14 protein-coding genes are annotated in these 18,658 nt (G+C 65.0%); 13 read left to right on the top strand and 1 reads right to left on the bottom strand.

Translation table 11 applies throughout. The annotated features are described in order from the left end of the window. Position 1: 1 nt before the first annotated feature. The 12 genes from murB (at position 2) to WDO72_06805 (ending at position 14,046) form a co-directional block, all read left to right on the top strand. The gene (gene murB / locus WDO72_06860; protein ID MEJ0085382.1) at positions 2 to 949 is read left to right on the top strand and encodes a UDP-N-acetylmuramate dehydrogenase; all 948 of its coding nucleotides are present in this window, start codon (positions 2 to 4) and stop codon (positions 947 to 949) included. Continuing rightward, positions 949 to 1,920 carry a D-alanine--D-alanine ligase gene (locus WDO72_06855; protein ID MEJ0085381.1) on the top strand — a complete coding sequence of 324 codons (972 nt, stop codon included), beginning with the start codon at positions 949 to 951 and terminating at the stop codon, positions 1,918 to 1,920. The genes murB and WDO72_06855 overlap by 1 nt, the downstream gene beginning before the upstream one ends. Continuing rightward, positions 1,920 to 2,714, top strand: coding sequence for a cell division protein FtsQ/DivIB (locus WDO72_06850; GenBank protein MEJ0085380.1), 795 nt, complete (start codon positions 1,920 to 1,922; stop codon positions 2,712 to 2,714). The genes WDO72_06855 and WDO72_06850 overlap by 1 nt, the downstream gene beginning before the upstream one ends. Before the next feature lie 5 nt (positions 2,715 to 2,719). Continuing rightward, complete coding sequence (ftsA, locus tag WDO72_06845) at positions 2,720 to 3,955, top strand: cell division protein FtsA (GenBank protein MEJ0085379.1); 1,236 nt, start codon at positions 2,720 to 2,722, stop codon at positions 3,953 to 3,955. A gap of 84 nt (positions 3,956 to 4,039) precedes the next feature. Next, positions 4,040 to 5,254 (top strand): cell division protein FtsZ, encoded by a 1,215-nt coding sequence (gene ftsZ, locus WDO72_06840; GenBank protein ID MEJ0085378.1) that lies wholly within the window; start codon positions 4,040 to 4,042, stop codon positions 5,252 to 5,254. Positions 5,255 to 5,434: 180 nt separating this feature from the next. After that, positions 5,435 to 6,361 carry a UDP-3-O-acyl-N-acetylglucosamine deacetylase gene (gene lpxC, locus WDO72_06835; protein ID MEJ0085377.1) on the top strand — a complete coding sequence of 309 codons (927 nt, stop codon included), beginning with the start codon at positions 5,435 to 5,437 and terminating at the stop codon, positions 6,359 to 6,361. Between the two features lie 136 nt (positions 6,362 to 6,497). Next, positions 6,498 to 7,064 carry a gluconate 2-dehydrogenase subunit 3 family protein gene (locus WDO72_06830; GenBank protein MEJ0085376.1) on the top strand — a complete coding sequence of 189 codons (567 nt, stop codon included), beginning with the start codon at positions 6,498 to 6,500 and terminating at the stop codon, positions 7,062 to 7,064. A 9-nt stretch (positions 7,065 to 7,073) separates the two neighbouring features. Next, positions 7,074 to 8,768 (top strand): GMC family oxidoreductase, encoded by a 1,695-nt coding sequence (locus WDO72_06825; protein MEJ0085375.1) that lies wholly within the window; start codon positions 7,074 to 7,076, stop codon positions 8,766 to 8,768. Between the two features lie 517 nt (positions 8,769 to 9,285). Beyond that, positions 9,286 to 10,197, top strand: a complete 912-nt coding sequence (locus WDO72_06820) for a M23 family metallopeptidase (GenBank protein ID MEJ0085374.1) — start codon at positions 9,286 to 9,288, stop codon at positions 10,195 to 10,197. 210 nt (positions 10,198 to 10,407) lie between these two features. Then, positions 10,408 to 13,221, top strand: coding sequence for a preprotein translocase subunit SecA (gene secA, locus WDO72_06815; GenBank protein ID MEJ0085373.1), 2,814 nt, complete (start codon positions 10,408 to 10,410; stop codon positions 13,219 to 13,221). Between the two features lie 7 nt (positions 13,222 to 13,228). Further along, entirely contained in the window at positions 13,229 to 13,627 is a 399-nt protein-coding gene (mutT, locus tag WDO72_06810) for an 8-oxo-dGTP diphosphatase MutT (protein ID MEJ0085372.1), read from the top strand. 29 nt (positions 13,628 to 13,656) lie between these two features. Then, on the top strand, positions 13,657 to 14,046 hold the full coding sequence (locus WDO72_06805) for a hypothetical protein (protein ID MEJ0085371.1): 390 nt from the start codon (positions 13,657 to 13,659) through the stop codon (positions 14,044 to 14,046). A gap of 68 nt (positions 14,047 to 14,114) precedes the next feature. Here the strand turns inward: WDO72_06805 and WDO72_06800 are convergent, their stop codons facing one another. Further along, the gene (locus tag WDO72_06800; GenBank protein ID MEJ0085370.1) at positions 14,115 to 16,334 is read right to left on the bottom strand and encodes a DPP IV N-terminal domain-containing protein; all 2,220 of its coding nucleotides are present in this window, start codon (positions 16,332 to 16,334) and stop codon (positions 14,115 to 14,117) included. 213 nt (positions 16,335 to 16,547) lie between these two features. Here WDO72_06800 and WDO72_06795 point away from each other — a divergent pair, with 213 nt between their 5' ends. Beyond that, on the top strand, positions 16,548 to 18,632 hold the full coding sequence (locus WDO72_06795) for a prolyl oligopeptidase family serine peptidase (GenBank protein ID MEJ0085369.1): 2,085 nt from the start codon (positions 16,548 to 16,550) through the stop codon (positions 18,630 to 18,632). Positions 18,633 to 18,658 lie beyond the last annotated feature (26 nt).

The following is an 18,658-nucleotide window of genomic DNA, read 5'->3' as shown; positions in this document are numbered from 1 at the left end:
CGTGCGCACCGCCCGTAACAAACTCGGTTGGGAGCCGGCTTTCATGAGCGCCGGAATGCTGGTCGTCGATGCCGCGTTCGATGCGCGCGTGAAACGCGGCGAGCCGATGTCGCGCCATACGTCCTGGCACGTCGGTGGACCCGCGGACGTTTATTTCAGCCCGCGCGATCGCGCCGATCTGCTCCAGTTCCTCGGCACGTTACCCGAAGGGACGCCGCTGTTCTGGCTCGGTCTCGGCAGCAATCTACTGGTGCGCGATGGCGGCATCCGCGGGGTCGTCATCGACACGCAGAGCGGACTCACGCGCCTCGAGCGCGCCAACGACACCACCGTCACCTGTGAAGCCGGCGTGCCCTGCGCGCGCCTCGCGCGCCAGTGCATCAAGTGGCGCTTGGGTCCGGCCGAATTCCTCGCGGGTATTCCCGGCACGCTGGGCGGCGCGTTGACCATGAATGCCGGTGCGTTCGGCGCAGAGACCTGGCCGCGCGTGCGCAGCGTGGACGTGTGCGACGCGCGCGGCGTCGACCGCCGTCGCGATGCGCGTGAATACACCTACGGTTACCGGCACGTCGTGCCGCCCGTGGCCGGCGAGTTCTTCCTCGCGGCGACGCTCGAATTCGAATACCAGCCCGGCCTCACCGACGAGGCGATGCGCGAGTTGCTGGCCAGACGCAAGGAAACGCAGCCGATCGGCGAATGGAGCTGCGGCTCCACGTTCACCAATCCGCCGGGCGAACACGCCGCGCGCCTCATCGAGGCCGCCGGACTCAAGGGCTTTCGAATCGGGGACGTCATGGTTTCACCGAAGCACGCGAATTTTCTCGTCAACGTCGAGGCCGCCACGGCTGCCGACGTGGAGAAACTCGTTGCACACATCCAGGAAGAGGTGCAGCGCAAGTTCAACATCGCGCTCGTGCCGGAATTCCGCACGGTCGGGGAGCACGCCTGATGCGTCTGCGTCATGACCCCAAAGTAGTTCGTCACGTTACTGATGCGAAGGATTTCGGTCGCGTCGCCGTGTTGTTCGGCGGTACCTCGAGCGAACGCGAGATCTCACTGTTGTCCGGCAACGCCTGCCTCACGGCGCTCGGCAAACGCGGCGTCGATGCCCATCCCTTCGATCCGCGCGACAAACCGTTGAGCGAGCTCATCGCGCGCAAGTTCGACCGCGTGTTCATCGCCTTGCACGGGCCCGGCGGCGAAGACGGCACCTTGCAGGGCGCGCTCGAATTCCTCGGCCTGCCGTACACGGGCAGCGGCGTCATGGGTTCGGCCATCGGCATGGACAAGCTGCGCACCAAGCGGCTCGCCCAGGCGGTCGGCATTCCGACCACCGACTACATGGTGCTGCGCTCGCCCGCCGACCTCGACAACTGCATCGAGCGGCTGGGCCTGCCGATGATCGTGAAGCCGGCCACGCAAGGGTCCTCGGTCGGCATGACCAAGGTCGAGACGGCCGAGCAATTGCCGGGCGCCTACCAGGCCGCCGCGTTGCTCGAGCCGGATGTATTCGCCGAGCCGTGGATCACGGGCGCCGAGTACACCGTCGCGGTGCTGCAGGGCCGCGCGTTGCCGTCGATCCGCATCGAGACCCCGGCCACGTTCTACGACTACCAGGCGAAGTACTTCCGCAGCGACACGAAGTATCACTGCCCGTCCGGTCTATCTACCGAGGCGGAGAAACATCTCGCCAGCCTGGCGCAGGCGACGTTCGCGGCGGTCGGGGCGGAAGGCTGGGGCCGCGCGGATTTCATGATGGACAAGGCCGGCAAGCCGTATCTGCTCGAGATCAACACGGTGCCGGGCATGACCGATCACAGTCTGGTGCCGATGGCGGCGCGCGCGCTCGACATCAACTTCGAGCAGCTGGTGTGGCAGGTCCTCGAGACCAGCTTCAGCCGCACGGCGGTAACCATCTGATGTGGAATAAACCCAGGAACAGGCGCAAGGCCGAGGAACGCCGCTGGAAAATTTCCGGCGCGTGGCTGGCGCGTTTCGGCATCGCGGCGGCGGTGCTGGCGGTGCTCGGCATCGCGTTCACGCTCACGTTGGGCACACTCGACCAGAACATCACGCAGGTGTCGGTGACCGGCCGCTTCCAGCGCGTGTCGCCGATCGAAGTCGAGCAGGCGGTCAAGGCGCGCGTGCGCGACACCGGCCTCATCAGCGTGGACCTGGCGGCCGTGCAACGCGCCGTCGAACAACTGCCGTGGGTAGATAGTGCGACCGTCGACCGCCAGTGGCCGCGGGCGCTCAGCATCCGCGTCGTGGAGCAGGTGGCCGCCGCGCGCTGGGGCGCGAACGGGTTGCTCAACACGCGCGGCGAGCTGTTCATCTCGGAGGCGCGGCACATCCCGCCCGAGTTGCCGCGCCTGTCCGGTCCGCGCGGCAGCGAGAACGAAGTGGCGCGGCGTTATCTCGCCGCGCAGGGGCAACTCATCGAGGCGGGCATGCGGCTGACGGCGGTGCGCCTCGATGCGCGCGGCGCCTGGGAATTCGATCTCGACAATGGCATCACCGTGCGGCTCGGCCGCCGCCAGGTCGACGAACGCTTCGCGCGTTTCGTCGCGGCCGGCGTCGGGCAGATCGCCGCGCATGCCAGCGACATCGGCTACGTCGACATGCGTTACACCAATGGATTCGCGATCGGCTGGCGCGCGGGCGGTCAACGCGTCGCGGCCGGCGCGGCAGAGGACGACAACTCGGATGGCTAATTTTCGTGGCTAAGCGCCCTGACAAGAATCTCATCATCGGCCTCGACGTCGGCACGTCGAAGGTGGCCGCGCTGGTCGGCGAAATCGCGCCCGACAATTCGATCGAGGTGATCGGGCTCGGCGTGCAGCCCTCGCGCGGTCTCAAGAAAGGCGTGGTGGTCAACATCGAATCCACCGTGCAGTCGATCCAGCGTGCGATCGAGGAAGCCGAGCTCATGGCCGGCTGCGAGATCCGTTCGGTGTTCGCCGGTATTGCCGGATCACACGTGCGCAGCCTGAACTCCCACGGCGTGGTCGCGATCCGCGACCGCGAGGTGAGCGAGGCCGACGTGCAGCACGTGGTCGACGCGGCCAAGGCCGTCGCGATTCCGGCGGACCAGAAGATTCTCCACGTGTTGCCGCAGGAATTCATCATCGACGGCCAGGAAGGCATCCGCGACCCGATCGGCATGTCGGGCGTGCGGCTCGAAGCCAAGGTGCACATCGTGACCGGCGCCGACAGCGCCGCGCAGAACATCGAGAAGTGCATCCAGCGCTGCGGTCTCGAAGTCGACGACATCGTGCTCGAACAGCTCGCCTCGAGTTTCGCCTGTCTGACCGACGACGAGCGTGAGCTCGGCGTGTGCATCATCGACATCGGCGGCGGCACCACGGATCTCGCGGTGTTCTCGCAGGGCGCCATCCGCCACACGGCCGTGATCCCGATCGCCGGCGACCAGGTTACCAACGACATCGCCGTCTCGATGCGCACGCCGACGCAGTACGCCGAGGACATCAAGGTCAAATACGCCTGCGCGTTGTCGCAGCTCGCAAACCCCGACGAAAGCATCGAAGTGCCGTCGGTGGGTGACCGGCCGGCGCGGCGCCTGGCGCGCCAGACGCTGGCCGAAGTGGTCGAGCCGCGTTACGAGGAGTTGTTTGGTCTTGCGCGCGAGGAACTGCGCCGCTCGGGCTTCGAGGAGATCGTCGCCTCGGGGATCGTGCTGACCGGTGGCAGCGCCAAGATGGAAGGCGCGATCGAGCTCGCCGAAGAGGTGTTCCACGTGCCGGTGCGCCTCGGCGTGCCGCAGCACATCCGCGGTTTCAGCGACGTGGTGCGCAACCCTATCTACTCGACCGGCGCCGGCCTGCTGCTGTACGCCCGCGACAACGCGCTGGCGGGCAATCGCGGCCGCTCGATTTCGGGCAACGCGCGCACCATGGCCGAGCGCATGAAGAACTGGTTTCAGGGGAATTTCTGACCGGGTTTGCCGGGAAGAAAGCCTGTTGTTAGGTGATGAAAACGAAGCTGACAGCTTTGAATCAACAAGTGAAGGAGCGACACAATGTTTGAACTAATGGACGCTTACAGCCAGAACGCTGTAATCAAGGTCATCGGGGTCGGAGGCGGCGGCGGCAACGCGGTCGCACACATGGTCTCGAGCGGCATCGAAGGCGTGGAATTCCTGTGCATCAACACCGATGCGCAGGCACTGAAACACTCGAAGGTGAAGACCGCGTTGCAGATCGGCTGCAACATCACCAAGGGTCTCGGCGCCGGCGCGGATCCCGAGATCGGCCGCCAGGCGGCGATCGAAGACCGCGATCGCATCATCGAGATGATCGAGGGCTGCGACATGTTGTTCATCACCGCCGGCATGGGCGGTGGCACGGGCACGGGCGCGGCGCCGGTGGTCGCGCAGGTCGCGAAGGAACTCGGCATCCTCACGGTGGCCGTGGTCACGCGGCCTTTCGAAATGGAAGGCAACAAGCGTTCGCTGGTGGCGAACCACGGCCTCGCCGAACTCGGCAAGTACGTCGACTCGCTGATCACGATCCCCAACCAGAAGCTGCTGACCGTGCTCGGCGCCAAGACCACGTTGTTAGACGCTTTCAAGAGCGCCAACCACGTGTTGCAGGGCGCGGTGCAGGGCATCGCGGAACTGATCACGCGTCCCGGCCTCATCAATGTCGACTTCGCGGACGTGCGCACCGTCATGAGCGAAACCGGCATGGCGATGATGGGCTCGGGCGTCGCGCGCGGTGAAAACCGTGCCCGGGAAGCCGCCGAAGCCGCGGTGTCCTCACCCCTGCTCGAGGACATCAATCTGTCCGGCGCGCACGGCATCCTGGTCAACGTCACGGCGGGCATGGACCTGTCGATCGGCGAGTTCCAGGAAGTCGGCAACATCGTCAAACAGTTCGCCTCGGATGACGCCACCGTCGTGGTGGGAACCGTCATCGACCCGGAGCTGTCAGACGAAATGCGCGTCACTGTGGTGGCGACGGGCCTCGGCAAACCGGAAGTCGTGGCCAACACCCGCGGAAACTACGGTCGCGAAGTTCCCACGTTGCAGAAGGTGGTTCCGCAGGCGGCAGCGCCTGCTGCGGAACCGGCCATGCGTGTGGTCCCGCGCCGTCCGCTGACAGCCGCCGACTACGCCGCGTTGGACAAACCGGCGGTGCAACGCCAACGCGCCGTCGGCGATGGTCTGCATGCCGCGCCCGATGCCGAAGATGTGCTGGATATCCCGGCATTTCTGCGGCGCCAGGCCGATTGAGGCGAGGTCGATCGGAAGACTGACCAAGGCAACTGTGTTACGGTAGCGCCCCTTTTTGGGTCGCGGTGCCCCCAAGAATCCTGGACGAAGGTCCAGGAGTCGAAGTGGCTCGCTCCCCGCCGCCCTCTGGGTGGCGCTACCCGTGCACCACGGCAACGTGGCAGCGGGAGATGCAAGCTGATGCTCGGACAACGCACTCTCAAAAATTCCATTCGCGCCCAGGGCGTCGGTCTGCATACCGGCCAGAAGGTGTTGATGACGTTGCGGCCCGCGGCTCCGGACACGGGCATCGTGTTCCGGCGCACCGATCTCGATCCGCCCGTGGATATCCATGCCACCGCCAACAACGTCGGCGACACCCAGCTCGGCACCACTCTTTTTAATGGCGACGCGCGCGTCTCCACGGTCGAACACCTGCTGTCGGCGTTCGCCGGCCTCGGCATCGACAACGCGCACGTCGAAGTAAGCGCCCCCGAAGTGCCCATCATGGATGGCAGCGCGGGCCCGTTCGTGTTCCTGCTGCAGTCGGCAGGTTTCGAAGACCAGCGGATTCCGAAGAAATTCGTGCGCATCAAGCAGCGCGTGCGGGTCGAAGACGGCGACAAATGGGCCGAATTCAAGCCCTTCGACGGCTTCAAGGTGAACTTCGAGATCGAATTCAACCATCCGCTGTTCAAGCGCCGCGCGCAGACCGCGTCGATGGATTTCTCGACCACCTCGTTCCTCAAGGAAGTCAGCCGGGCGCGCACCTTCGGTTTCATGCGCGACCTCGAGATGCTGCGCGCGCGTAATCTGGCGCTCGGCGGCAACCTCGACAATGCCATCGTGCTCGACGATTTCCGCGTGTTGAACGAAGACGGCCTGCGTTACGAGGACGAGTTCGTCAAACACAAGATCCTCGACGCGATCGGCGATCTCTATCTACTCGGGCACAGCCTGATCGGCGAGTTCAGCGGCCACAAGTCCGGCCACAAGCTCAACAACCAGCTGCTGCGCAAACTCATCGCCGACACCTCGGCGTGGGAATCGGTGGTGTTCGAGAAGCCCTCGGACGCTCCCATCGCCTACGTACAGCCGCCGCCGGTTCCGGCCGGTTCGACCATCTAGAAGCCCTCCCGGGCGGCAAGGCTTTGCCGCGCCCGTGTTCCCGCGTCGACGCGCGCGGATAGTTTGATCCGGCGCACGGCTTTCCCATCCAGTTCGATGCAACGTGGCCGATAGAGCGGGGCGGAGGAGCTGCCTTTTGTCGGTCAAGGATCCAAAACTCAATCGCCGGGCCATGCTGCTGGGCGCCGTTTTCCTGGTGGGCGGCGCCGCGGCATTGACGCGTTTCTCGCGCCAATCGAGCGCGGACGGCAGTCGCGGGCCCGTGTTCTCGGCCGACCAGTTCGCGCTGCTCGAGCAGGTGACCGAGGTGATCATTCCGGCCACCGATACTCCCGGGGCGATCGGCGCGGGTGTACCCGCGTTCATCCGCGACCTGCTCATGAACTGGGGCAGCCTGGAATCGCGCGCGCAGATTGCCGGGGTTCTCGAGACCATCGAGCAGCGCACCTGGTCGAAACATGGCGCCGCCTTCCTCGAACTACCCGACTCGCAGCGCCTCGAGCTCATGCGTGTCTACGACGAGGAAAGCGTCAGGGCGCATGACCCCGCGTATCGCAAATTCAAGCAGATGGTCCTGCTCGGTTACTACCACTCCGAGATCGGGGCGACTCAGGAGCTGCGTTTCGAGCTCGTGCCCGGCGCGTGGCGCAGCTGCCTGCCGTTGAATGAAGTCGGGCGCGCCTCCGCGTTCTGGACGAGCTGAGCACGCACCATGGATTTCGACGCCATCGTCGTAGGGTCCGGAATCAGCGGCGGCTGGGTCGCGAAGGAGCTGTGCGAACGCGGCCTGCGCACGCTGATGATCGAGCGCGGACGCCACGTCAATCATCGCAAGGACTACCTGGATTTCAGTCCGCCGTGGGAGTTGCCGAATCGCGGGCTCGTGCCCGAGGACGAGGTCAAGGAACACTACGCGATCCAGGGAACCAGCTACGCATTCAACGCGGGTACCAAGCAGTTCTGGGTCAAGGACAGCGAACATCCCTACAGCACGCCCGACGACCGCTCGTTCCTCTGGTACCGCGGTTATCACCTGGGCGGCCGCTCGCTCACCTGGGCGCGCCAGACCTACCGTTTCAGCGACATCGATTTCTCGGCTAACAAGAAGGACGGCCACGGCGTCGACTGGCCGATCCGTTACGCCGACATTTCGCCGTGGTACGACCGCGTCGAGCGGTTCGCCGGCATCTCGGGCGCGTCGGAAGGCCTCGAGCAATTGCCGGACGGGCAGTTCCTCCAGCCCATGGATCTCAACTGCGCCGAGCATGCGTTCAAGGAGCGCCTCGAGAAGCAACACCCGACCCGGCGCGTGACGATCGGCCGCTGCGCGAATCTGTCCGAGCCCACCGAAGAACACATCAAGCTCGGCCGCGGACCGTGCCAGCTGCGCAGTGTCTGCGACCGCGGCTGCGGCTACGGCGCGTATTTCTCCACGCTCAGCAGCACGCTGCCAGCGGCGCAACGCACCGGCAATCTCACGGTGATCACGGACACCATTGTCGAAAGTCTCGACTACGACCATGCGAAGCGCCGCGTCTCCGGCGTGCGCGTCATGGACACGAACACGAAGCAACGCCGCAGCTACCAGGCGCGCGTCGTGTTCGTCTGCGCATCGACGATCCCGACGGCGCAAATCCTGCTCGCCTCGCGTTCCGAATATTTTCCGGACGGACTGGCGAATCGCTCCGGTGCGGTCGGCCGCTATCTCATGGATCACGTGCAGGGGGTCGGCGCGATCGGCACGATGCCGGGCTTTCTCGATCGCTACTACTACGGCCGCCGGCCGACGGGCATCTACATCCCGCGCTACGCGAACGTCACCGAAGACAACTCCGCGCAGTTCGTGCGCGGCTATGGATTCCAGGGCAAGGGCGAACGCCCGAGCTGGGATCGCGGCATCGACCAGGTCGGGATCGGCGCCGGCCTCAAGCAGGGGCTGCGCGACCCAGGCCCCTGGCAGATGGTGCTGTTCGGCTTCACGGAGATGCTGCCGCGGGCGGACAACCGCGTGACGTTGCATGCGACCCGCAAGGATCAGTGGGGTATCCCGCTGGTCCATATTGACTGCACCCACGGCGAAAACGACCTGAAGCTGGCGGCGCAGGCGAAGCAGGACGCGCAGGACATGCTGAACGTGGCGGGTTGCGAGAACGTCCGTAGCCTGTTCCCGCAGGTCTCGCCGCCGGGCAGCAGCGTCCACGAGATGGGCACTGCGCGCATGGGGCGGGATCCGGCAACTTCGGTTCTCAACGCCCACAACCAGGCCCACGACGTGCCCAATCTGTTCGTCACGGACGGGTCGTGCATGACCTCTTCGGGCTGCGCGAATCCCTCGCTGACCTACATGGCCCTGTCCGCACGGGCCGCGAACCATGCCGCCGACCGCCTCGCCTCGGGCGAGCTCTGACGCTCCGTCAGCGCCGCGCAGGCGCCGTCCGGCGCGGCCGTACCCGCACCTCGAAGCCTCGATATCCGGGCACCAGCTCGCGCAGCCGAGGTTCGAGATCAACCAGCAAAAACCGCATTCTGGCGGCCCAGGCAGAGGATTCCGCGATCACCGTAAGTGTTCCGCTATCCAGCGAGCAGCCATTTACCTTATTGGCCAGTGCGCTTCCAAAGGCATCCATTACTGCGACTTGCCACTCGGAAGCCGGGGGCGTCGAAAGGGCACGCTGGGCGAGAGCTGGCAGACGCGCCGACATTAAGTCACCGACGGTCCTGGGAGCTGAACCCGGACGGACCGTTTGCTTGTTTCGGAGAGGTCTTTTGGGCATAGTTTCGCGCCTGCTGGGCCTTACGGTTTTGCCGGACCACACTCTCAATGGGAGTCGACGGATGAGGTTGCCAGCGAGGTGCAAGTCATTGAAGCACAAAGAACAGGATCGTAAAGATCCGGTTTGCCGCGATATCCGGGAGCTGGCGCGATGAACATCATCTTTTTTTCGCGCCGCGAAGGTCGAGCCCGGCACTTCAATCTCGCTCATCCCCTGGCCGTTGCGGCGTTCGCGACGGTGCTGGTCGCCATCCTCGCGACCGCCTTCAGCCTCGGCCTCAAGATCGGCGAGAGCAAGAGCCATCCGCGCGGTATCTCCACCTGGTCGGCCACGCTCGCCGAGCAGCAATCCGAGATCAAGGAACTGAAAGCCGAGCTGCAACGCCGCGTCGACGCGGTGGCCATGCGCATCGGCCAGATGAACGCCCACGTGATCCGCCTCGATGCGCTGGGCAAGCGCCTCACGCAGATGGCGAACATCGACAACCGCGAATTCGATTTCGAGAGCCAGCCGGCCGTCGGTGGGCCCGAGTCCGACATCGGCGCCGCCATGCAGGCGCCCGACCTCAATACGCTGCTGAATGGTCTCGAGCAGAAGATTTCCTCCCGCGATGCGCAGCTCGCGGCGCTCGAAAACGCCCTGCTGTCGAAGAAGCTCGACGAGCAGATCCGGCCCGATGGCCGGCCGGTGCGCGAAGGCCACATCTCCTCGTATTTCGGCGAGCGCCAGGATCCGTTCAACGGCCACCAGGCGTTCCACAAGGGCATCGACTTCGCGAGCCCGCAGGGTTCGGACGTGGTCGCCGTCGCCGCGGGTGTCGTCACGTTTGCCGGCGAGAAGGCCGGATACGGCAACCTCGTCGAGGTCAGTCATGGCAACGGCCTGATCACGCGTTACGGCCACAATCAGAGCCTGGCTGTCGGCGTGGGCCGCACGGTCTCCCGCGGTGACACCCTGGCGTACGTCGGCTCCACGGGCCGCTCCACCGGTCCACACGTGCACTTCGAAGTGCTCAAGGCCGGCCGCCAGATCGACCCGCTGACCTTCATCGGCCGCAACTGATCCGTCCCCGAATTTCGATTCGAAAAGCCCCGGCCTGCCGGGGCTTTTCATTTCTGCTTGTGCTCGCGATGGTCCAGCCCCATCTCCCAGCGCTCGCCAGGGTGGAAACCAGTTCCGTGCGCTCGGGTCTATCCGTAGAATACCGGCCCGGCTGCGCTACACCCGGCCTAAGTATTTGTCGGCCTTGAAGTTTTCTCCCAAGGATCTCTCGTGCTCAATCTTCTGACGCGGCTCTTCGGCAGCCGCAACGACCGCATCGTCAAAGCCTATGAGGCCACGGTGCGCAAGGCGGCTTCGTTCGAGTCCGCCCTGCAGGCCTTGAGCGACGAAGCCCTGGCGGCCAAGACCGGCGAATTCCGCCAGCGCATCGCCGAGGGCGCGACGACCGCCGAGCTCGCACCCGAAGCATTCGCGGTGGTCCGTGAAGCCGCGCGGCGCACGCTCAAGATGCGCCACTTCGACGTCCAGCTGATCGGCGGCCTCACGCTCGATGAAGGCCGCATCGCCGAGATGCGCACCGGCGAGGGCAAGACGCTGATGTCGACGCTGCCCGCCTATCTCAATGCGCTCACGGGCGCGGGCGTGCACATGGTCACCGTCAACGAGTATCTCGCGCAGCGCGATGCCGACTGGATGGGGCCTATCTACAAGTTCCTGGGGCTCACGGTGGGCGTGATCCGCAACCAGCAGGATCACGCCGAGAAACGCGCCGCGTACCTGTGCGACATCACCTACGGCACCAACAACGAATTCGGTTTCGATTACCTGCGCGACAACCTCGCGTTCAGCCTCGAGGAGCGCGTGCAGCGCGGCCTCGCGTTCGCCATCATCGACGAAGTGGATTCGATCCTCATCGACGAGGCGCGCACGCCGCTCATCATCTCCGGCCCCGCCGAGGAGAACGACGAGCTGTACCTCAAGGTCGACAAACTCGTGCCGCGGCTCAAGAAGCAGCTCGTGGAAGAGGGCGAGGGTGACTTCTCCGTCGATGAGAAGCAGAAGAACGTCCACCTGACCGAAGCCGGGCACGAAAATGTCGAAGCGCTGATGCTCGAATCCGGTTTGCTGCGCGAAGGCGAGAGCCTGTACGACAGCGCCAACATCCGGCTGATGCATCACCTGACCGCCGCGCTGCGCGCCCACGCCATCTACAAGCGCGACGTCGAATACATCGTGCGCGGCGGCGAAGTGATCATCGTCGACGAATTCACCGGCCGCACGATGCCGGGCCGCCGCTGGTCCGACGGCCTGCACCAGGCGGTCGAGGCGAAGGAAGGCGTACGCGTGCGCGCGGAAAACCAGACCGTCGCGTCGATCACGTTCCAGAACTACTTCCGGCTCTACAAGAAGCTCTCCGGCATGACCGGCACGGCCGACACCGAAGCGCCGGAGTTCATGCAGATCTACAACCTCGAGGTGGTCGTCATCCCGACGCATCGCCCGATGATCCGCAAGGACAATCCGGATTTCGTGTATCTCACGCAGTCGGACAAGTTCAAGGCGATCATCGAGGACATCGAAGATTGCGTGAAACGCGGGCAGCCCACGCTGGTCGGCACCACGTCCATCGAAACTTCCGAGCTGCTGTCCGGCGTGTTGAAGGAACACGGCATCGCGCACGACGTGCTGAACGCCAAACAACACGAGCGCGAGGCGCACATCGTCGAGAACGCCGGCATGCCCGGCCGCGTGACGATCGCCACGAACATGGCGGGCCGCGGCACCGACATCAAACTAGGCGGCAATCTCGAGGCGGAGATCGAAGCCGCCGCGGCCGCCGCTGGCGATGCCGGTCTCGACGAAGTCACCGCCGCGCGTATGCGTGCCGACTGGCAGGTGCGCCACGACCAGGTGCTGGCCGCGGGTGGCCTGCACATCGTCGGCACCGAACGCCACGAATCGCGCCGCATCGACAACCAGTTGCGCGGCCGTTCGGGCCGCCAGGGCGATGCGGGTTCGAGCCGCTTCTATCTATCGATGGAAGACAACCTGATGCGCATCTTCGGCGATCCGAATCGCACGAAGCGCCTGCTGGCCATGGCCGGCATGAAGGAAGGCGAGGTCATCGAGAGCGGCATGCTCACGCGCCAGATCGAAAAGGCGCAGCGCAAGGTGGAAGCGCACAACTTCGACGTGCGCAAGCAGCTGCTGACGTTCGACGACGTGGCGAACGACCAGCGCAAGGTCATCTACCAGCAGCGCACCGAGCTCATGGGCGCCGAGAACCTCGCCGACGCGGTGCGTGGCATCCGCGCCGAAGTGGTCAGCGAATTACTCGACCAGTTCCTGCCGGCGAACGTCAGCCACGAGGATTGGAATCTCGACGCGCTGGCGAAGTCGATCGCGAAGAATTTCGCCACGCAGGTCGATCCGGCGCAGTGGCTCAAGGACCAGCCCGATCTCGAAGAATCGACGCTGCGCGGCCGTATCGCCGGCGCGATCGATGCGATGTACGACGCGAAGGTGGAGCGCATCGGCGTCGATGCCGACGGCAAGCTCATCATGCGCATGATCGAGAAGAAGATCATGCTCAACGTGCTCGACCAGCAGTGGCGCGATCACCTGGGCGCGATGGACTACCTGCGTCAGGGCATCCACCTGCGCGGCTACGCACAGAAGGATTATCGCTACGAGTACAAGCGTGAAGCATTCGAACTGTTCGCCGCGATGCTCGAACGCATCAAGTTCGATACCGTCACTCTACTGGCTACGCTCGATGTGCAGGTGAAGTCACCCGAGCAGCTCGAACGCGAGGAAGAGGCGCGCCGTGCGCGGCTCAATCGCGCGCTGCAGGCGCAGCACGCCGAGGCCGCCTCGTTGACGCAGCTCGCCGCTGGCGACGCGCAACCGCAGCAGGCGCCGCCCGCGGGTGCGCCGCGCCAGGGGCCACCGCCGGCACCCGCGCAGCTGCCGCCGCAGCGCCCGGTACGCGCCGCGCCCAAGGTCGGCCGCAATCAGCCCTGCCCGTGCGGCAGCGGCAAGAAGTTCAAGAACTGCCACGGCGTGCTCGAGGGTGTCGAGTAAGCCCGAAGTGGCGGATAAACCCCGGCTGCGCGTCGTCGCCGCGGCGCTGTTCGATGCCGAGCGCCGCGTGCTGATCGCCGAACGGCCCGCGGGCAAACACATGGCCGGCTGGTGGGAATTCCCGGGCGGCAAGGTGGCGAGCGGCGAGACCGATACCGAGGCGCTGGTACGCGAGCTGCGCGAGGAGCTCGGCGTCGAAGCGCGGCCCGATCACGAAGTGATGCGGTTGAGCCACGACTATCCGGACCGGACGGTCGACCTCGTGTTGTGGCGCGCGACGCTCACGAGCGGCGCCCCGCAGGGTCTCGACGGGCAGCAATTGAAGTGGGTGGATTGTCAGTCACTCGGCAATGAGCGGATGCTGCCCGCCGACACGCCGTTCATAACGGCGCTGCAGCGATTATGATTCAACGCGAACCAACTACTGGAACCGACATGGCACAGGAACAGCAGCAGCTCCCCGAAATCAAACTCGACGCGACCCAGTTGTATCGCGAAGAGATCTTCACCGACCGCAAGGCGGGCACGTTGCGCCGGCTGGTCCCTGTGCTGCCGGACGGCAAGGACGATGCCGCGCGCGCGGTGCTGTATTCCGGCCAGACCCAGCTGCTGACCCCCGCAGGCGTGTTGCCACTGGCGTTCGAACTGGAAGCCGCGTCGCTCGAAGATGCCTGCAACAAATTCCCCGAAGCGGTGAAGATCGCCATCGAACAGGCGATCGAAGAGGCGCGCGAGATGCGCCGCGAACAGGCATCACGCATCGTCGTGCCCGATGCCGGCGGCATGGGTGGCCCTCCGGCCGGCGGCGGACGCATCAAGCTGTAGTGCGTTAAAGGGGACATGCCTATTTTTCGGGCCGGATCTTCCGGCCCGAAAAATAGGCATGTCCCCTTTCAATGTGGGATTGGGCCTAGCTCGCGGTCGAAGAAGCGCACGATCTGCGTGCTGGCATGCAAACCGGTGGTGCTCTGGCGGATCGCTCCGTGTTTGCCGCCGGGGTAGGTCATCAAGTCGAACGGCTTCTGCAGGTCCTGCAGCTTCTTCATCAACGCAGTCGTGTGCGCGAACAGCACGTTGTCGTCGGCCATGCCGTGCACGATCAGCAGCGGGCGGTTCAACTTGTCGGCAAACGTGAGCACGTTGCCGGCGGCGTAGCCCGCGGGGTTCGCCTGCGGAGTAGATAGGTAGCGCTCTGTGTAGTGCGTGTCATACAGCGCCCAGTCGGTGACCGGCGCGCCGGCGACACCGGCCGCGAACGTGTCGGGCGCCTGCATCAGGCACATCAATGCCATGTAACCGCCGTAGCTCCAGCCGAAGATGCCGACGCGCTTCGCATCCACGAAGGGCAGGCCACGCAGGAATTCCACGCCCCGCACCTGGTCGGCGACCTCGATGCCGCCCAACCGGCCGCCGAGCGCCGTCTCGAAACGCGCGCCGCGGAAGCCACTGCCGCGATTGTCGAGGGCAAACACGACATAGCCGTGTTGCACCAGGTACTGATGAAACAGCGAGCCCCAGGCATTTTTCACGCTCTGCACGCCCGGGCCGCCATACACGTCGACGAGCACCGGATATCGCTTGCCCGCCTCGAGGTGACGCGGCTTCAGCAGTTTGTACTGCATGAGCTGGCCGTCAGCGGCCGCCAGCGTACCGAACTCCGCCGTCACGTGTTCGTCGAGGTATTGCGCGTACGGGTGCGCGGCGTCCAGATTGTTAGGCAGCAACACCGACAGCGGCGCGCCGCCGGCCCGCCGCAGCGTCACGCTTCTCGGGTGGTCCGCATCGGAGAAAACGTCGACGAACACGCTCGCGTCCATCGACATGTCGATGCTGTGCCAACCCGCACCCGTCGTGACACGCGTGGGTGCGGCGGGAGCGTCGAGCGATACCCAGAACATCTGCCGTTCGACGGGTGAGGGCAGGTTGGCCACGAAATACACGCGGCGCGTACGTTCGTCGACGGCCCGGATCGCGGCCTCCGGCGATTCGCCGGTCACCATGTATTCGCCCGACGTGAGCTGTCGAATCAGCTTGCCGTCGTTGCCATATAGATAGAGATGCTGGAAGCCGTCGCGTGAGGAAGCCCAGATGAACTGCGGCGCGCGCTGCAGGAACGTGAGCTCCTGATGCAGCGGCACCCAGGTGTCGCTGTGCTCGGCCAGCAACACGCGGCCGCGGCCCGTGAGCGCGTCGAACCGCAGCAGCTCCAGCGTCTTCTGGTCGCGGCTCTGCCGCTGCACGGCGAGTCCGCGCGAATCCGGGAACCAGTCCACACGCGGTAGATAGATGTCGGTCTGCGGACCAAGATCCAGCTGGAGGCGGCTGTCGGCGGCGAGATCCGCGACAAACAGGTCGACGCGCGCGTTCGCGGCACCCGTGGCCGGATACCGCTGCCGCACGATTCGTGCGCCCGCGGCCTGGATCTCGAAGCGTTCGATTTCAGCGACCGGCGCCTCGTCCACCCGTGTCAACGCGATGTGCCGTTCATCGGGTGACCACCAGTAGCCGGTGTCGCGATCCATCTCTTCCTGCGCGATGAATTCCGCCATGCCGAAGCTCACGAGGCCGCCGCCTTCGCGCGTGACCGCGCGCTCGGCACCATTCGCCAGGTCGATGACGTACAGATTCTGGTCGCGCACGAAGCTGACGAAATGCGAACGCGGCGAGAAGCGCGCGTCGGTCTCGTAGCCTTCCGTGCTCGTAAGCCGGCGTACCGCAACGGCGGGTTTGCGCGCCAGGTCGTATACATACAAATCGCCATTGAGCGGAATCAGCAGATGGCGGCTGTCGGGGGCGAAGCTGTATTCGACGATGCCCGAATAGGCGCTGGTGCGCTGACGTTCGCGCCGCGCCTCCTCTTCGGCAGACAAGGCTTTATCCGCGCCGGCGAGTGTGCGTGAGTCGACCAGCCGGCGATCGCGTTTGGCAGCGACATCGTAGGCCCACAGGTCGAAGCGATCCCTGTCGTCTTCGCGCGCACGCAGATAGGCGATGAGTTTGCCGTCGGGCGAAATCTTCACGCCGCGCAGCGTCGGGCCCGACAGATCCGGAGCGGCAAACAACCGCGCGAGCGGCAGTTTTTCCGCGAGCGCGGGGACAGCGGCAATCAGCATCAATGCCACCGTCAACCACGCTGCGCCAGGACGAAAATAAAGTCCGTCGCGCCGGACAGGCGCGCGTACGCCTTTTGTTACACTGCCGTTCAAAATCATGACGGGAGTTTAGGGATGGTCACGAGTCATCGCTACCTGTGCGCGGCATTGGCCGGCTCACTCGTTCTCGTTTACGCATGCGCGACCAGCCCAAAGGCCGAGAACAACCCGCCCGTGAGTCCAACCAAAATCCAGTATCCGCCAGCGGCGCGCGGCGAGGTGGTCGCCGAGTACCACGGCGTGCGCGTACCGGATCCATATCGCGGTTTCGAAGATCCGGATGCGAAGGCCACGCGCGACTGGGTCAGCGCGGAAAATGCGCTGGCGCAGCCCTATCTCGAAAGACTGCCGCAACGCGCCTGGCTCGGCGAGCGGCTCAAACAACTCTGGACCTACGAGCGGTTCGGGGTGCCGGAGCGCCAGGGCAACAACTATTTCTATCTGCGCAACGACGGCACGCAGGATCAGAGCGTCCTCTACGTGTCCGCGGGCCTCGATGCGACGCCACGCGTGTTGATGGATCCCAACGGCAAACGCGATGACGCCACCATCGCGCTGTCGCAGTTCGTGCCGAGCCCGAGCGGCGAAATCCTGGCGTACGCACTGTCCGATGCCGGTAGCGACTGGAACACCTGGCACTTCCGTCGCGTCGCCGACGGCGTCGATCTGCCGGTCATGCTCAAGTTCAGCAAGTTCCATGCGGTCTCGTGGGCGCGCGACAACTCGGGGGTCTACTACAGTCGCTATCCACTCAAGCCCGGGCAGAACACCGCGACGGCGGAGCGCGGCGACGATGCCGGTCGGCCCGACGTGTATTTCCACAAGCTCGGGGACGAGCAGGCGGCGGACCGCCTCGTCTATCGAGTGGCAGACAATCCTGACTACGTCCCCGCCGCGCAGGTTACCGAAGACGGCCGTTATCTGATCATCGACCTTTCGTACGGCTACGATGCCAACGCCATCCGCGTGCAGGATCTGCGCAAGAAGGACGCGAAGCCGAAGGACGTGTTCGGCGCGTGGGACGCGTTGTACCAATTCCTGGGTTCCAACGGCGATGAGCTCTATTTCTTCACGACCAACGCCGCGCCGCGTGGACGCGTGATTGCGGTCAATGCCAACAACCCAGCGCCCGCAGCGTGGCGCACCGTGGTGCCGCAGGATGAACTGGCGATCACGAGTTCCAGCTACATCGGCGGACGTTTCGTGGTCGAGTACTCGCGCGACGCGTGCAGCGCCGTGCGGTTGTACGAGGCGAGCGGCGTGCCGGCGGGTGAGGTGAAGCTGCCTGGGCTCGGCACAACCAAGGGTTTCTCGGGCAGCGGCACGAATTCCGAGACGTTTTTCTCTTACACCGATTTCCTGTCGCCGCAGCGCATTCTGCGTCTCGATGTCGCGAAGAATTCCGTCAGCGATTTCCGCACGCCGAGCGTGCCCGCGGATTTTTCGCCGTTCGTGACGGAGCAGGTGTTCTATGGCAGCAAGGATGGCACGCGAGTGCCCATGTTCATCATTCGCCGCAGAGATGCGCCGCGCGATGGCAGCCAGCCGATTGTTCTCTACGGATACGGTGGCTTCAACCAGATCATGTCGCCCGGGTTCAATCCGGCTATCCAGTCCTGGATCGAGATGGGCGGCATCTACGCCGTCGCGAACATCCGCGGCGGCGGCGAATACGGCGAGGAGTGGCATCGCGCCGGCACGCGCCTGAAGAAGCAGAATGTGTTCGACGATTTCATCGCCGCGGCTGAATACCTGATCCGCGAAAAATTCACGAATCCGAAGCGGCTTGCGATCCGGGGCGGCAGCAATGGCGGGTTGTTAGTGGGTGCGGTGATGACACAGCGGCCGGAGTTGTTCGGCGCCGCGCTACCTGCTGTCGGCGTGATGGACATGCTGCGGTACCAGATCGCGAGCGCCAATGCGCGCCAGTGGTCGACCGACTTCGGTCTCTCCGACGACCCGGCGGAGTTCAAGGCTATCTACGCCTACTCGCCGCTGCACAATCTGAAGGACGGCGTGTGTTATCCGCCCACGCTGGTGACGACCGCGGATCACGACGACCGCGTCGTGCCGTGGCACAGCTTCAAGTTCGCGGCCGAACTGCAGCGCGTCCAGGCCTGCGGCAATCCGGTGCTGATCCGCGTCGAAACTCGCGCGGGGCATGGCGCCGGCAAACCGGTCTGGATGCAGATCGAGGATATTGCGGATCAGTTCGGATTCGTGGCGAATGCGCTTGGAGTGACGGCGCCGGCAAACTGACGCCTGTCTACTTCCAGGCAATCTCA

Source organism: Pseudomonadota bacterium (genome assembly GCA_037200975.1).
Classification (GTDB): domain Bacteria; phylum Pseudomonadota; class Gammaproteobacteria; order Steroidobacterales; family Steroidobacteraceae; genus CADEED01.
The sequence above is the reverse complement of the archived record's forward strand: the minus strand, read 5'-3'. Positions and strand labels throughout refer to the sequence as shown.

Bases quoted from the DNA above. Each gene is read 5' to 3' on its own strand.
- WDO72_06855 (MEJ0085381.1), top strand. From the start codon at position 949: ATGCGTCTGCGTCATGACCCCAAAGTAGTTCGTCACGTTACTGATGCG.
- WDO72_06850 (MEJ0085380.1), top strand. From the start codon at position 1,920: ATGTGGAATAAACCCAGGAACAGGCGCAAGGCCGAGGAACGCCGCTGG.
- ftsZ (MEJ0085378.1), top strand. From the start codon at position 4,040: ATGTTTGAACTAATGGACGCTTACAGCCAGAACGCTGTAATCAAGGTC.
- lpxC (MEJ0085377.1), top strand. From the start codon at position 5,435: ATGCTCGGACAACGCACTCTCAAAAATTCCATTCGCGCCCAGGGCGTC.
- WDO72_06825 (MEJ0085375.1), top strand. From the start codon at position 7,074: ATGGATTTCGACGCCATCGTCGTAGGGTCCGGAATCAGCGGCGGCTGG.
- WDO72_06820 (MEJ0085374.1), top strand. From the start codon at position 9,286: ATGAACATCATCTTTTTTTCGCGCCGCGAAGGTCGAGCCCGGCACTTC.
- WDO72_06805 (MEJ0085371.1), top strand. From the start codon at position 13,657: ATGGCACAGGAACAGCAGCAGCTCCCCGAAATCAAACTCGACGCGACC.
- WDO72_06800 (MEJ0085370.1), bottom strand. From the start codon at position 16,334: ATGCTGATTGCCGCTGTCCCCGCGCTCGCGGAAAAACTGCCGCTCGCG.